At 59.4% G+C, this 14366-nt stretch carries 12 protein-coding genes; 5 read left to right on the top strand and 7 right to left on the bottom strand.

The window, feature by feature from the left end:
• The first annotated feature begins 77 nt into the window (after positions 1-77).
• Positions 78-596 (top strand): component of SufBCD complex, encoded by a 519-nt coding sequence (locus FPZ52_RS04895; protein WP_146364249.1) that lies wholly within the window; start codon positions 78-80, stop codon positions 594-596.
• A 65-nt stretch (positions 597-661) separates the two neighbouring features.
• The gene (gene mfd, locus FPZ52_RS04890; protein WP_146364247.1) at positions 662-4108 is read left to right on the top strand and encodes a transcription-repair coupling factor; all 3447 of its coding nucleotides are present in this window, start codon (positions 662-664) and stop codon (positions 4106-4108) included.
• Positions 4109-4112: 4 nt separating this feature from the next.
• Here the strand turns inward: mfd and FPZ52_RS04885 are convergent, their stop codons facing one another.
• The 3 genes from FPZ52_RS04885 to FPZ52_RS04875 form a co-directional block, all read right to left on the bottom strand.
• Positions 4113-5309, bottom strand: a complete 1197-nt coding sequence (locus tag FPZ52_RS04885; protein WP_146364245.1) for a multidrug effflux MFS transporter — start codon at positions 5307-5309, stop codon at positions 4113-4115.
• A 63-nt stretch (positions 5310-5372) separates the two neighbouring features.
• Positions 5373-6026 carry a DsbA family oxidoreductase gene (locus tag FPZ52_RS04880; protein ID WP_146364243.1) on the bottom strand — a complete coding sequence of 218 codons (654 nt, stop codon included), beginning with the start codon at positions 6024-6026 and terminating at the stop codon, positions 5373-5375.
• Positions 6027-6093: 67 nt separating this feature from the next.
• Entirely contained in the window at positions 6094-7926 is a 1833-nt protein-coding gene (locus FPZ52_RS04875; RefSeq protein ID WP_146364241.1) for an extracellular solute-binding protein, read from the bottom strand.
• 272 nt (positions 7927-8198) lie between these two features.
• Between FPZ52_RS04875 and FPZ52_RS04870 the strand changes: the two genes are divergently transcribed.
• Both FPZ52_RS04870 and FPZ52_RS04865 read left to right on the top strand, forming a co-directional pair.
• A complete protein-coding gene (locus tag FPZ52_RS04870; RefSeq protein WP_146364239.1) occupies positions 8199-8972 on the top strand; it encodes a 3-hydroxybutyrate dehydrogenase in 774 nt (257 codons plus the stop codon).
• A complete protein-coding gene (locus FPZ52_RS04865) occupies positions 8969-10036 on the top strand; it encodes a patatin-like phospholipase family protein (RefSeq protein WP_240804406.1) in 1068 nt (355 codons plus the stop codon). The genes FPZ52_RS04870 and FPZ52_RS04865 overlap by 4 nt, the downstream gene beginning before the upstream one ends.
• Positions 10037-10038: 2 nt before the next feature.
• On the opposite strand, the gene FPZ52_RS04860 is transcribed toward FPZ52_RS04865, so the two are convergent.
• The 4 genes from FPZ52_RS04860 to FPZ52_RS04845 form a co-directional block, all read right to left on the bottom strand.
• On the bottom strand, positions 10039-10662 hold the full coding sequence (locus tag FPZ52_RS04860; protein ID WP_146364235.1) for a LysE/ArgO family amino acid transporter: 624 nt from the start codon (positions 10660-10662) through the stop codon (positions 10039-10041).
• Positions 10659-11372, bottom strand: a complete 714-nt coding sequence (locus FPZ52_RS04855; protein ID WP_146364233.1) for a DUF502 domain-containing protein — start codon at positions 11370-11372, stop codon at positions 10659-10661. Before FPZ52_RS04855 ends, FPZ52_RS04860 begins: the two co-directional genes overlap by 4 nt.
• A 98-nt stretch (positions 11373-11470) precedes the next feature.
• The gene (locus tag FPZ52_RS04850) at positions 11471-12391 is read right to left on the bottom strand and encodes a pseudouridine-5'-phosphate glycosidase (RefSeq protein WP_146364231.1); all 921 of its coding nucleotides are present in this window, start codon (positions 12389-12391) and stop codon (positions 11471-11473) included.
• Positions 12388-13278 carry a PfkB family carbohydrate kinase gene (locus FPZ52_RS04845; protein ID WP_146364229.1) on the bottom strand — a complete coding sequence of 297 codons (891 nt, stop codon included), beginning with the start codon at positions 13276-13278 and terminating at the stop codon, positions 12388-12390. The genes FPZ52_RS04850 and FPZ52_RS04845 overlap by 4 nt, the downstream gene beginning before the upstream one ends.
• Positions 13279-13500: 222 nt before the next feature.
• Here FPZ52_RS04845 and rpsB point away from each other — a divergent pair, with 222 nt between their 5' ends.
• Positions 13501-14292 (top strand): 30S ribosomal protein S2, encoded by a 792-nt coding sequence (gene rpsB, locus FPZ52_RS04840; protein WP_420851701.1) that lies wholly within the window; start codon positions 13501-13503, stop codon positions 14290-14292.
• Positions 14293-14366 lie beyond the last annotated feature (74 nt).

Below are 14366 nucleotides of genomic sequence, written 5' to 3'. Positions count from 1 at the left end.
TTTCTCCGATCTCAAGAGTAGGAACACCCGGTGGCATCCGCTAAACAGCCACCAAACAGCCATAATGAGGCGGCTCCGTGCCTGAAAGCATCTTCGAATTCGTTGATTTCCGGTCTTTTTCAAATGTCTGGTACTGGCTTTTTGCCGCAGTGCTGTGGATGCGCCTGATACACGCGCCCCTCGGCGTGGCACCTCATCTTCTGCGCCGCGCGCGCGATGGGGATACGCAGGGTCAGGCCGATGTGATTGCGCTGGCCGGATTTCATGCCAGGCGTGTTCTTGAGACCGCTGGCCTTCTGGGCGTCTGGCGCAGCTTTCTGTGGGCGTTCGTGCTATCTGCTCTTGCCGTCTTGTCAATCCGCTACGGAAAGGGGTTCGCGCAGGCCGTGTTCCTGCTGGCCATCCCGTTGGCTTTCCACGATTGGCTCACCGGACGCGCAAGCCGCGCGATCATTCGCGCGGGTTATGATTTCGATACCATCGCGAAAACCCTGAACCGGCTGCGCCTTCATCTCCAGATCGTCGTGTTCATCATGATCTTCCTGACAGCGATGTGGGGCAGCTATCGCAACCTGATGACATACACCTTCTTCTGATCCGCCTTGACAGCCGGGCCTCAATCATTACCTCCATCCCTTCCTTCAACCGACAGAGGCCAGCCATGGCGCAAACTGGATCGCAGCATCTGACAGTGGGCGGCGCGCCCGAAGGCTTCGACGCACGGCTTGTGTTGAAAGAAACGGACCGCACCGGCGGTCCGGTTCTGCATATCGCGCGCGACGACAAGCGGTTAGAGGCGATGCGCGCAGCGCTGGCGTTCTTCGCGCCCGACATGCCCGTGCTCAGCTTCCCGGCATGGGACTGCCTGCCGTTTGATCGTGTCTCGCCGAACCCCGATATATCCGCGGCGCGGATGGCCACCCTCGCGGCGTTGGTCCACGGAGCGCCCAAGAGGTTCGTGCTGCTGACCACGCTCAACGCAGCGATGCAGAAAATCCCGGCACGTGATGTGCTGCGCGAAGCGGCGTTTTCCGCGCAGGTGGGGCGGCGCATCGATGAGAAGGGGTTGAAGAGCTTCCTCGTCCGCATGGGGTTTGTGCAAACCCCTACGGTGATGGAGCCGGGCGACTACGCAATCCGTGGCGGGATCATCGACATCTTCCCACCGGGTGAAAGCGGACCCATACGATTGGACTTGTTCGGCGACGTGCTGGATGGAGCACGCAAGTTCGACCCCGAAACCCAGCGCACCACCGAACGGCTGAGGATGATCGAGTTGGCACCGGTGTCAGAGGTGATCCTCGACGAGGCCGCGATCATGCGGTTCCGACAGAATTATCGTATCGAATTCGGCGCTGCGGGCTCTGACGATCCGCTTTACGAGGCCGTCAGCGCGGGCCGCAAACATCAGGGAATGGAGCACTGGCTCCCCTTCTTCCATGAACGGCTGGAGACGATCTTCGACTATTTGCCCGATGTGCCTGTCAGTTTCGACGATCAGCTTGATGCAGCGCGCGTGGCAAGGTGGGAGTCGATCGAGGATCAATACGACACCCGCAAGGAAGCCATGACCGCCAAGGGGCGGCTTGATTCCGTCTACAAACCATGCCCACCCGGTGAACTGTATCTCGATGATGCGGCATGGGACGATCAGTTGTCGGATCGACGGGTGTTGAAATTCAATCCGCTCGCGCAGGCGACGGGTCCGAATGTCATTGACGCGGGTGGACGCATCGGGCGTAATTTTTCGCCGGAGCGGCAGATAGAGAACATAAATCTATTCAGCGCATTATCGGATCATATTCAGAAAGAACGCCAGTCATCCGCCGTCGTTGTCGCCAGCTATTCCGAAGGTGCGCGGGAACGTCTTAAAGGGCTGATCGAGGATGAAGGCATTCTTGATCCTAAGGAAATCAAAGACTTTCGAGACATTCCTGATGTGACCGGGGGGCTCTTCCTCGCTGTTTGGCCGCTGGAACACGGCTTTGAATCCAAGGGGCTGACCGTCATTTCGGAGCAGGACGTATTGGGCGACCGTCTGATCAGGGCACCCAAGCGCAAGAAACGGGCCGAGAACTTCCTGACGGAAACCCAAAGCCTCAGCCCCGGAGACCTGATCGTCCATGTGGATCATGGTGTCGGGCGCTATAACGGGCTGGAAGTCATCACCGCGATGGGTGCGGCCCACGAATGCCTGGCGCTGGAATACGCAGGCGGTGACAGGCTGTACCTGCCGGTAGAGAATATCGAACTTCTCAGCCGCTACGGACATGAGGAAGGGCTGCTCGACAAGCTGGGCGGCGGTGCGTGGCAGGCCAAGAAGGCGCGCCTGAAAGAACGCATCCGCGAGATTGCCGACAAGCTGATCCGGGTTGCCGCCGAGCGGGCCTTGCGCACGGCGCCCGTGATGGAGCCGCCAGACGGTATGTGGGACGCGTTTTGTGCGCGGTTTCCATATCAGGAAACCGATGACCAGTTGCACGCGATCGAGGACGTGCTGACCGACATGGCATCCGGCCAACCTATGGACCGGCTGATTTGCGGCGATGTGGGCTTCGGAAAGACCGAGGTTGCGATGCGCGCGGCGTTCATCGCTGCAATGTCGGGTGTGCAGGTCGCGGTGATCGCGCCAACGACCCTGCTGGCGCGGCAGCATGCGCAAAGCTTCCGCGAACGTTTTCGCGGATTCCCGCTGGAGGTCCGTGCATTGTCACGCTTCATCGGGGCGAAGAAAGCCCAGGCAACCCGTGACGGGCTTGCACGCGGCACGGTGGATATCGTGGTGGGCACACATGCGGTGCTGGCCAAGGCCGTGCGGTTCAAGAACCTTGGCATGCTGGTGATCGACGAGGAACAGCGTTTTGGCGTGCAGCACAAGGAGCGCCTTAAATCCATGCGCACGGATGTGCATGTTCTGACCCTGACCGCAACGCCCATTCCCCGCACGTTGCAATTGTCGCTGTCAGGCGTGCGCGACCTGTCGATCATCGGCACTCCGCCTGTGGACCGCCTGGCGATCCGAACCTATGTCAGTGAATTCGACAGCGTGACCCTGCGCGAGGCGCTGTTGCGCGAACATTATCGCGGCGGGCAGAGCTTCGTCGTCGTACCGCGCATTAAAGACCTGCCGGAGATCGAGGATTTCCTGAAGAACCAGGTGCCCGAAGTCACCTATGTCGTCGCGCATGGCCAGATGGCTGCCGGTGAATTGGACGACAAGATGAACGCATTTTATGACGGCAAGTTCGATGTGCTTCTGGCAACGACGATTGTGGAATCTGGGCTCGACATCCCGACGGCCAATACGATGATCGTCCATCGCGCGGACATGTTCGGGTTGGCGCAGCTTTACCAGATCCGTGGGCGCGTGGGCCGGTCCAAGACCCGTGCCTATGCCTATATGACTACCAAGCCCCGTATGAAGCTGACGCCGCAGGCCGAAAAGCGGCTGCGTGTTCTGGGGTCTCTCGACAGCCTTGGGGCAGGGTTTACGCTGGCCTCGCAGGATCTGGACATTCGCGGGGCAGGGAACCTGCTGGGTGAAGAACAATCCGGCCAGATGCGCGAAGTGGGGTATGAACTTTACCAGTCGATGCTGGAAGAGGCGATTGCCAAGATCAAGACGGGCGAAATGGAGGGCCTGTCCGAGTCTGACGACCAATGGGCGCCGCAGATCAATCTGGGTGTTCCGGTGCTGATCCCCGAGGACTACGTGCCGGATCTGGATGTTCGGCTGGGGCTGTATCGACGCCTGTCGGGCCTGTCCACGAAGGTCGAGCTGGAAGGTTTCGCGGCCGAGTTGATCGACCGGTTCGGCAAGCTGCCGAAAGAGGTCAACACGCTGCTGCTGGTCGTTCGGATCAAGGCGGAATGCAAGAAGGCCGGGATCGCGCGGCTGGATGGCGGGCCAAAAGGCGCGACTATCCAGTTCCACAACGACAAATTCGCCAACCCCCAGGGGCTGGTCGAATTCGTTCAGGCGCAGAAGGGGCTGGCAAAGGTCAAGGACAACAAGATCGTCGTGCGTCGTGACTGGGCCAAGGACAGCGACAAGATCAAGGGCGCGTTTTCGATCGCGCAGGATCTTGCGAAACAGGCGAAGGGCTGAGAAGTCAGTCCTTCAGCCGGGTGGTCAGGAACAGCGCAAGTGCGATGCAGGGCAGGATGCCTTCTGCGAGCGGTACGGCCGTTCCGTCGAAGCGCAGGCCCAAAGGTGCGGCAATCGCCACGCCGCCAATGGTGGCAAGGCAACTGACGACGGATGCCGCCATGCCCGCGACATGTCCCATCGGCTCCAGCGCAAGCGCGTTCAGATTGCCAAGCGTCAGACCGATCATCACGAAGATCGACAGCACCCATAGCAGATACACATAGAACTGCGCATGGGCTGACCAGATGTCGAACAGTGCTCCGAACAGGTAGAAGGCACACATGGCGGCTTGCATGGTAAGCGCCCCTACAACAACGCGGCGCATACCAATGCGAACCACGAGTGTGGCATTAATCATGCCGCCCACGGTGGACATCAAGGCGATGACCGCGAACCAGAAGGGAAATTCGCTGCCACGTCCGAAGGTCTGGTCGAACACCATCTGCGTGGAGGACAGCGTGGTAAACATCGTCGCAAAAACAAGCATCTGGACGGCAATGGTAATGCGCACTGTGCGGTGACTCACGACCTCCTTCAGCGCCCGCAGGAGGGTGCGGGGATAAAGCGGATTACGCTTTTCCTTTGCGTGGGTTTCGGGCTGGCGGATCAACAGCCAAACGGCGGCGATCATGGCAAAGGCGATATAGGCGGGAAACAGTCCCCGCCAGCCGACGAAATGGATGATGCCCGCGCCGATTGTGGGTGCCAGTGCGGGAACAAGGGCAAAGACGATCATCACCAGCGACACGATCCGGGCCATGCTACGCCCGGCATAGGTGTCGCGGATGATTGCCATGACAACGACACGGGGACCGGACCCGCCGATGCCCTGCAAGACGCGGGCAGCCAGCATGACCTCCATCGACGGTGCGTGCCATGCCAAGGCCGCGCCCGCGCAATAAACGACGGCACCGCCCAACATGACGGGTTTTCGACCAACAGCGTCCGAGATCGGGCCGGAGAACAGCGTCCCGACGCCCATCCCCAACATAAAGCTGGTGATGATCAGCTGTGCGCGGTTCGGATCCAGCGGGCTGAGCTCTGCCGCGATGCTGGGCATGGCGGGCAGCATCGAATCGATAGAGAAGGCAATGATCGCCATCGTCATCGCCATCAGGAAGATGAATTCGGATTTGGACGGGTGTCTTCGGGATATCATAAGCGCCTCCGGCGCGTCTCACCTATCGCGGCGGAGCCAGAGGTGCCAGCGTAAATTTCCCGATCAGATCTCGGCGTCTTCGGGGGGTCCCATGGCTTCCAGTTCATCCATGACCTTGAGCCACAAATCGGGCTGTTGCGCACCCGGAACGGCGTGCTGGTTGGCCACGATGAAGGTCGGTACGCTGCTTACCCCCATTTCCCGGCTGTGACGATCGCGGGTCTGGATGTCTTCCAAATCCGCGTCGCTTTTCAACAATCGCTGTACAAGCGCGGCATCAATGCCGGCGGCATCCGCGATGTCGGCCAGAACCTCGTGATCACCGATGTCTCGGCCTTCGACGAAATAGGCGTTGAACAGGGCATCCACGACCGGACCTTGCTTGGTTTCCAAACCTGCCCAATGGATCAGCCGGTGGGCATCGAGCGTGTTGGGTGTGCGCTGGATCTTGTCGAAGTTGATCGGGATATCGGCTGCTTTTGCTGCTTCGTCGATCCGGGCATAGGCCTGCACCGCGCCGTCCTTGCCGCCGAATTTGGTTTCCAGATATTCGCGACGATCCATACCTTCACGCGGCATGTCGGGGTTCAGCTGGAAGGGATGCCATTCGATCGCGAAGACTGGGGTGCTGCGTTGGGCCAGTGCACGATCAAGGAAGGTCTTGCCGATATAGCACCACGGGCAGATCGGGTCGGACAGGATATCTAGCTTTATCATGGTGGCTCCCTTCGCGTGGCTGCTGCGCAAGACTTAGTCACACGAAGGGAGATTGGCAAACCGGTGGCTAGTCTTCGTACCACCAGACATCGGGCAGGAACCCGGTCCAGTCGCCATATACGGGCAAGGTGTCGGGGTAATGCAGGTCCTTGCGATGCGCCACGCGCGACACCTGCGAATACCACAGCGGGATGACATAGCGCCCGGCGGTCAGCAGGCGGTCCAGCGCATGCGCGGCGGCCACGAAATCCTCGCGGTTGTCCGAATTCAGCAGCTGGTCGATCATCGCATCGACGGCCGGGCTGTTCACACCGGCCCAATTGCCGGTGCCGGGCGTTTCGGCGGCCTCGGAACTCCAGTAGAGCTTCTGCTCATTGCCCGGCGACAGCGACAGGGACCGGATGTAGTAGGTCATGTCGAAGTCGTAATTGTTGGTGCGCTCGAAATACTGTGCGGGATCGACCGTGGTGATGCGCACCTCTATGCCCAGCCGTTCCAAGGCCTGCGCGAAGATGTTGACGATGGCCTGATCCTCCATGGCGGAGCGTGTCAGGCTGCCGGCTTGGCTCAGCAGGACCTCGAAGCGGAAAGGTTCGCCAGCTTCATTCACCAGCGTACCGCCTTCGCTGGACCATCCGGCCTCGTTCAGCAGGTCCATGGCTGCGGCCAGGTTCTTACGATTGCGGGTGCTGCCATCCGAGACGGGCAGGGAATAGCCCTCTATCACGCCCTGCGGCAGGTCCGCCGCGAAGGGTTCGAGCAGTTCCAGAACCCGGCCATCCGCTGCATCATGTGACATTCCGAGAACCGAGTTCGAAAAGTAGGACGTGATGCGTGGATCGGCACTGCCGGTTTGCGTTTGCGAGATGAATTCGTAGTTGAAGGCATGGATCATCGCCGCGCGGACCCGCCAGTCCTTAAAGATCGGTCGGCGCGTGTTCATCACCAACCCATTGATCCCGGAGGGCCGTTCATGCGGAATTTCCGACTTCACCACATCGCCCGACTGTACGGCGGGAAAATCATAGCTGTCGGCCCAACGCGCGGCATTGGCTTCGCGGTAGACGCCGATCTCGCCCGCCTTGAAAGCTTCGAATAGTACACCCGCATCCGCGAAGAATTCGAACCGCATCTCGTCGAAATTGTTCAGACCCTGATTGAACGGCAGATCGGCACCCCAGTAGTCGGGATTGCGGCGCAGGGTAAGGGACCGCCCGGCATCGAATTCAGCGATAGGATAGGGGGATGACCCGATGGGCGGTTCCATCGAGCTGTCACCGAATTCTCTGTCTTCCCATTGCGCTTTTTTCAGGATCGGGCGCAGCCCCATGATCAGGGCCAACTCCTTGTCCTCGGTGTTGAACGTGAAGCGTACACCGCGCTCGCCGGTCCGTTCCATGCTTTCGACCTGGCTCCATGCGGTATGGTAGCGCGGGTGACCTTCGGTGCCGAGTGTTTCGTAAGACCACATCACGTCTTCGATGGTGACGGGGCTGCCATCGCTGAACTGGGCCTCCGGTCGCAAGGTGAATTCGACCCATTCGCGATTCGGCCCGGTTTCCACCGACTCGGCCAAAAGCCCGTAGAGCGTGAAGGCCTCATCACGGTTGTAAGCCAGAAAACTCTCGAAAACATGGGCTCTTACTGCCCAAGGTGCGTTCCCTTTCAGAATGTGGGGATTAAGAGAATCGAAACCTCCGCGTTCTCCAAAGACGATTCGGCCACCTTTGGGGGCGTCCGGGTTTGCATAGGGGAGCGACACAAAATCCGGTGGAAGCGACGGATCACCATACATAGCTATGGCGTGCTGTGGCTCTGCCGCAACGGTGGAAAAACTGGCCGCGACAAGTGCTGCGGCGAAGAAAACTTGGTGCCTCACGTTATTTTTACCGAGTCTCATCTTTTATTATCCTGCTCCAGAACTGCCCTTTCATCATGATTAGGGGGACTTCCGAGATTTTTCAAACTTTTGCCTTGGAGGTGGGCGTCGGATTGCTTATATTGAAATCACTGCTCGATAGGTTTCTTGCCTGTATGAAACCTGCCTCAATGACTGAACGCCCGCCTTGTGCGGGCGTTTTTTTCTTTGGGCAGCCCACCACTGACAAACCTTTCATTTCCCTGACGTCTAGCTAGAGTTGCTGCAACTGCAAACGGCCAAGGGGACGAAACATGTCACTCAAGGGGAAGACTGCGGTCATCACCGGATCTAACTCGGGCATCGGGTTGGGCGTCGCGACGGAACTGGCGAAGGCTGGAGCAGATGTCGTTCTGAATTCCTTCACCGATCGCGACGAAGACCACAAGCTGGCCGAAGACCTGTCCAAGGAACATGGTGTGACTGCCCGTTACATCAAGGCGGATATGTCGAAAGGTGACGATTGCCGCACCCTGATCGAGCAGGCAGGCAGGTGTGATATCCTCATCAACAACGCTGGTATCCAGCATGTTGCCGCGATCGACGAATTTCCACCCGAGAAATGGGACGCGATCATCGCGATCAACATGTCGTCGGCGTTTCACACGACGGCCGCGGCCCTGCCGCTGATGCGCGAGGCCGGTTGGGGCCGGGTGGTCAATATCGCCTCTGCCCATGGCCTGACCGCATCGCCGTTCAAATCGGCCTATGTGGCCGCCAAGCACGGCGTGGTCGGTTTGACGAAAGTAACCGCCCTGGAAACGGCGGAAGAGCCCATCACCGCGAATGCCATATGTCCGGGATATGTGCTGACCCCGCTGGTCGAAGCGCAAATTCCCGACACGATGAAGGAATACGACATGGACCGCGAAACCGTGATCCGTGATGTCTTGCTGGCGCGCCAGCCCTCCAAGGAGTTTGCCACGGTTGAACAGTTGGGTGGCACCGCGATCTTCCTATGTTCCGACGCAGCTGCACAGATCACAGGCACCACGATCAGTGTAGATGGCGGTTGGACCGCGCTGTGACACGCAGACGGGCAAGCGCACCGAAACGCATCAACCTCGCCCTTCAGGGCGGGGGCGCCCATGGCGCGTTTACCTGGGGTGCGCTGAAACGTATCCTTGAAGATCCGGCGCTGGAGATTGCCGGGATTTCCGGCACCTCCGCCGGGGCCTTGAACGGGGCGGCGGTGAAAGCCGGCCTGTCCCACGCCGCGGGCGAAGACGGGCGACAGACCGCGATCGACAATCTTGACTGGCTGTGGGCGCAGGTGGGTGCGGTCAATGATCTGCGCCTGACCAACTGGATGAATACGCTGTTTCCGACGCCCTCCATCGTTACGCAAGCCATCGAATATTCGCTGCCCTATTCGCTGACGGACATGGCCAGCCAGTTCTTCAGCCCTTATGCCTATGGTCCATTCTACAAGAATCCTCTGCGTCGGATCGTGGACAGGTTTCGCTTTGACGAGGTTTGCGCCGATGATGGGCCGGCCTTCTTCGTGAACACAACCCGGGTACGCGACGGAAAGATCAGGGTGTTTTCGCAACAAGAGGTCACAACCGACGTGATCCTGGCTTCCGCCTGTTTGCCAACCGTCTTTCAAGCCATTGAGTTTTATGATGAACGTAGTGGGCGGGTGGAAGCGTTCTGGGATGGTGGCTACACCGGAAATCCGGCGCTTTTCCCGCTATTCTCACGGTCTTTGCCTGAAGACATCGTTATCGTGAACATCAACCCGATGGAGCGCGACGAGGTGCCTTGCACGCCCAATGAGATCCAGAACAGGGTGAACGAGATCAGCTTCAATTCGTCGCTTCTGCGCGAATTGCGGGCAATCAACTTCGTTCAACGGTTGCTGCACAACGGTGCCCTGAACAATGAATCGATGCGGGACGTAAAAATTCATATGATTGCGGATGACGAGTTGATGCGCGATCTGTCGGTTGCGACCAAGTTGCTACCGTCACCCTTCATCCTTGGGCGGTTGAAGGATGCCGGCTATGCGGCGACGGATAACTTTCTGCGGGTCAATCGCGACAAGATCGGCAACGAAAGCTCTGTTGATTTGCCCTCAATGTTCAGTTGAGGTCAAAGACCGCCAATCAGCGCTACCGCAAGCGACCACATCACGACGGCAATCAGCAGATCCAGAACGCGCCACGCTTGGGCACTTTGCATGATTGGCGCGAGAAACCGCGACGCATAACCCAGCGAAAAGAAGAACACGAAAGACGCCGTAACCGCCCCCGCGCCGAAGCGTAGCTTGTCGGCTGTGTCAGCATACCTTGTCGAAATGGCACCGATCAGGCCCAGTGTGTCCAGATAGACATGCGGGTTCAGCCATGTGAACGCTGCGGCAATTGCGATGGTCTTCCATAGGGTGGGGGATACACCGGCCAGGACCATCGCATAATCGCCGCGCCATGCCTCGCGCAGTTTCATCGCGCCATAGACCAAAAGGAATGCAGCACCCGCCAGCGACATCACGGTGGGGAACCATGTCAGCCGCTTGGCTATCAGGCCGAACCCGGCCACGCCCCCGGCGATCAACAACGCATCGGACAAGGCGCAGAAGAGGCACAGCGAGAAGACATGTGACCGCAGCAATCCTTGACGCAAGACGAAAGCGTTCTGGGCGCCGATGGCAAGGATCAGGGAAAATCCCGTCGCAAGCCCTGTCACTGCGGGGCCAGCCGCGACTGCCGACATCATTCGGCGGTCGGCTTCTCAGCGTTCTCAACAAGCGGTGGTGCAGCGGGATCCTTGGGATTCGGGTAGACGAGACCGGCTGAAATCACCAACTTCGCCGCGTCTTCGATCGACATCTTCAGCTCGATGATGTCAGAACGCGGAACGAACAGCAGGAACCCCGATGTCGGGTTAGGAGTCGTTGGAAGAAAGACACTTACGAGCTGTTCTTCAACTGGAATGATCGTGTTCACCTCGCCCTTGGCATTGGTCGAAATGAAACCGATCGCCCAGATACCCTTCCGCGGGTACTCGATAAGGCAAGCCTTGTCGAAGCTGGTTTCCTGTTGTGCAAATACGGTCTCGGCAATCTGCTTCAGACCGCTATAGACCGACCGCACAACGGGCATCTGATCGACCAGCCGCTCCGCATAGCCAAGCAGTGACCGACCGATCAGTCCCTTGGCAATCCACCCCACGAACAGCGTGAACAGAAAGAAGACAATGGCACCCAGGCCGCGCAGGTTGATCCCGATATATTGCTCGGGTTTGAAGCGTTGCGGCACAAGCGGCAAGACGAAGCCGTCCACCCAGCCCATGACGGTCCACACCAGCCACGCCGTCAGACCGATAGGCGCGATGACCACCAGACCGGTCAGGAAGTTCGCGCGAAGACCGGCGAACATTCCCGGCTTGCGGCGTTCAGGTGGTTGAAAATCAGGTAATTCTGGCATGCTGCGCGATATGCTTCGTTAGGGCTTTCCGGCAACTTATTGCCTAGCCCCACCAACCACAATGGCTGAGACGTGCCATCAACGAGGCGCGCTTCATTTTATCCCAGCTTGCTGAATTCCCGCGCAATTCGGGCGCCAAGGCGTGCGTTGTTCAGCACCAGCGCGATATTGGCTTCCAGCGACCGGCCCTCGGTCAGATGGAACAGACGATCCAGTAGGAAAGGCGTAACATCCTTGGCCGCGATCCTCTTAGCGTCTGCCTCGGACTGTGCTTGTTCGATATGCGGACGCAGGTCATCGGCGCTGATTTCATCAGTCGTCGGGATGGGGTTGGCGACAAGCTGTCCGCCGGGCAATTTCAGTGCCGCACGCATCCTGGCCGATTTCGCGATGATTGCCGGTTCATCGACGCGCAAAGGAGACTTCAGACCCGATTCACGCGACCAGAAGGCAGGAAATTCATCCTGTCCGAACGTCATGACCGGAACGCCGTTGGTTTCCAGAACCTCCAACGTTTTCGGCAGGTCGAGAATTGCTTTCGCGCCGGCGCATACAACCGTCACGGGGGTCTGGGACAATTCCTGCAAATCAGCCGAGATGTCGAAGCTGCTTTCTGCGCCCTTGTGCACGCCGCCGATACCGCCCGTTGCGAAGACGTGGATGCCAGCCAGGTGGGCGGCGATCATGGTTGCTGCAACGGTCGTGGCACCCGCGCCACCCGTGGCAAGGCGAACGGCCAGATCGGCACGCGACAGCTTGGCCACATCGGTTTCCTGCGCGAGCGCCTCGAGGTCTTCATCGGACAGGCCCACGCAGATATTGCCGTCCATGATTGCGATAGTGGCCGGGACAGCGCCTTCTTCGCGCACCGCCGCCTCTACGGCCTTCGCCGTCTCCACGTTCTGCGGGTAGGGCATGCCATGCGTGATGATCGTGCTCTCAAGCGCGACCACGGGCTGGTTGGCCTCCAGTGCGGCTTTGACTTCGTCGCTGAGTTGTAGGGGAAGGGCGGTCGTCATGCGTCGACTCCTGAAACATAGGTGGCAGCGGCCTGAAGGGCTGCGTTGAGTGCGAATTCGCGGTTATGGCCTTCGGATTCGGCGGCGATATGTGCGGCCATGAAGGTGTCGCCGGCGCCAGTGATTCGGCGTGCCTCGACAGGGGGCGGAGCAGCGGAATGTATTTCAGCGGCGCAGGCGTCCGAGGTGTCATGCGGCCCGTTTGTCACGAGCACGCGCGAACACCCGCCATTGACGAGCGCGCGGGCTGCATCGGCCGTGGTCTGGAAGGACGCCCCGGCAAGGATGCCAGCCTCTTCAAGGTTCAGATACAGCGTGGCGTTTGGTGCTTTAAGCAGCGGCTTGAGACGGATTGCTTTGCCGGTTGAGGCCGGTGCTACCCGCAAGTCGGCATTTGCGAAAAGCGGGCCAGATGCGATCTGTGTCAGCAAATCCTGCGTCAGGTTTCCATCCAGCGCGACCCGACCGCAATATGGCGCATCAAGCGTGCCAAGGCGACCGTCACGGAGAGGTTGCAGGATGGTGTCACCGGCGGCTTCCAGCGAATGCGCGTCCGCGATGGCGGCGACCAGCCCACCGGTACTTTCGATCGCCATGTAGCGGTCGGTGGGAAGGTCGTCCCGCCGCAACGCAAAAGCGGTGTCGATCCCCAATGCTTCGCAGGCCTCGATAAGCTGGGTACCTTCACGGTCATTGCCGATCACGGTCAATACCGCCGGGCGCATCGCGAAACGGACCAGCGTCTGTGCGATGTTCAGGGCCACGCCCCCCGCGAGACGGGTAATCCGGCCCGGCTGATCGTCACCGGCTTTCATGGGGATATCGGTGCGCCCGATCAGATCCCAAAGGACCGATCCGATGCAGATAATGTCTGGCTGCTTGCTCATGCAGACTGATTGGCGCTAAGAGACGCCGAGTGCAAGGAAAACCGATCCGGGGTTGCGCGATGACGCCGCGAAACAGGGTAGGGGCTTGCATATTCCCACGGAATTGTCTATTTGCCCGCCATCAATCCGCAGACGGGGTTGGGCCGATGGGGGAGACATCCTCAAAGGTCCGCCGGTTGGGCATTCGCCCTCACGCCCCGTCGAGGCGAAAACCGGAAAGGAATGGATATGACGGTTGAATTCTCAATGCGTCAGCTGCTGGAAGCTGGCGTTCACTTTGGTCACCAAACGCAGCGCTGGAACCCCCGCATGGGCGAGTTCATCTATGGCGAGCGCAACGGCATCCACATCGTTGACCTGACGCAGACCGTGCCGATGCTGGACGCGGCCCTGAACGTGATTCAGGAGACGGTGGCAAAAGGCGGTCGTATCCTGTTCGTCGGCACCAAGCGTCAGGCTCAGAAGCCGATTGCCGAAGCTGCGGAGAAATGTGCGCAGTACTACATGAACCACCGCTGGCTGGGCGGCACGCTGACCAACTGGAAAACCGTTTCCAACTCGATCAACCGCCTGAAGGCGATCGACGAGCAGATGGAAGGCGGCGCCGAAGGCCTGACCAAGAAAGAGCGTCTGGGCATGGAGCGCGAGCAGGCAAAACTGCAAGCATCGCTGGGCGGTATCCGCGACATGGGCAGCATCCCTGACCTGCTGTTCGTCATCGACGTGAACAAGGAAGACCTGGCCATTGCCGAAGCCAAGAAGCTGGGCATCCCGGTCGTCGCTGTCGTCGACACGAACTGCTCGCCCGATGGTGTGGACTACATCATCCCGGGTAACGACGACGCAGCACGTGCGATCAGCCTGTACTGTGACCTGGTCTCCCGTGCCGCTCTTGAAGGCATGACCGCTCAAATGGGTGCAGCTGGTATTGACCTTGGTGATCTTGAAGAAGCTCCTGTTGAAGAGCTTGCCGAGAACACGGAAGCGGCAGAAACCGCCACAGCCGAAAGCTGATCCCGCTTTCGTTACATAATTGACACCCGCCGCGGATATTCCTCCGCGGCGAGGTATCTACCCGAATTATCAGG

Source organism: Qingshengfaniella alkalisoli, from assembly GCF_007855645.1.
Classification (GTDB): domain Bacteria; phylum Pseudomonadota; class Alphaproteobacteria; order Rhodobacterales; family Rhodobacteraceae; genus Qingshengfaniella; species Qingshengfaniella alkalisoli.
Note: the sequence above shows the minus strand (reverse complement) of the source record. Positions and strands in the feature narration are given on the sequence as shown.

What these genes read in the sequence shown, in the direction of transcription:
- rpsB (WP_420851701.1), top strand. Translation starts at nt 13,501, where the DNA reads ATGGATATGACGGTTGAATTCTCAATGCGTCAGCTGCTGGAAGCTGGC.
- FPZ52_RS04860 (WP_146364235.1), bottom strand. Translation starts at nt 10,662, where the DNA reads ATGATGTCGGCAGTCGCGGCTGGCCCCGCAGTGACAGGGCTTGCGACG.
- FPZ52_RS04850 (WP_146364231.1), bottom strand. Translation starts at nt 12,391, where the DNA reads ATGACGACCGCCCTTCCCCTACAACTCAGCGACGAAGTCAAAGCCGCA.
- FPZ52_RS04885 (WP_146364245.1), bottom strand. Translation starts at nt 5,309, where the DNA reads ATGATATCCCGAAGACACCCGTCCAAATCCGAATTCATCTTCCTGATG.
- mfd (WP_146364247.1), top strand. Translation starts at nt 662, where the DNA reads ATGGCGCAAACTGGATCGCAGCATCTGACAGTGGGCGGCGCGCCCGAA.
- FPZ52_RS04845 (WP_146364229.1), bottom strand. Translation starts at nt 13,278, where the DNA reads ATGAGCAAGCAGCCAGACATTATCTGCATCGGATCGGTCCTTTGGGAT.
- FPZ52_RS04870 (WP_146364239.1), top strand. Translation starts at nt 8,199, where the DNA reads ATGTCACTCAAGGGGAAGACTGCGGTCATCACCGGATCTAACTCGGGC.
- FPZ52_RS04875 (WP_146364241.1), bottom strand. Translation starts at nt 7,926, where the DNA reads ATGAGACTCGGTAAAAATAACGTGAGGCACCAAGTTTTCTTCGCCGCA.
- FPZ52_RS04855 (WP_146364233.1), bottom strand. Translation starts at nt 11,372, where the DNA reads ATGCCAGAATTACCTGATTTTCAACCACCTGAACGCCGCAAGCCGGGA.
- FPZ52_RS04880 (WP_146364243.1), bottom strand. Translation starts at nt 6,026, where the DNA reads ATGATAAAGCTAGATATCCTGTCCGACCCGATCTGCCCGTGGTGCTAT.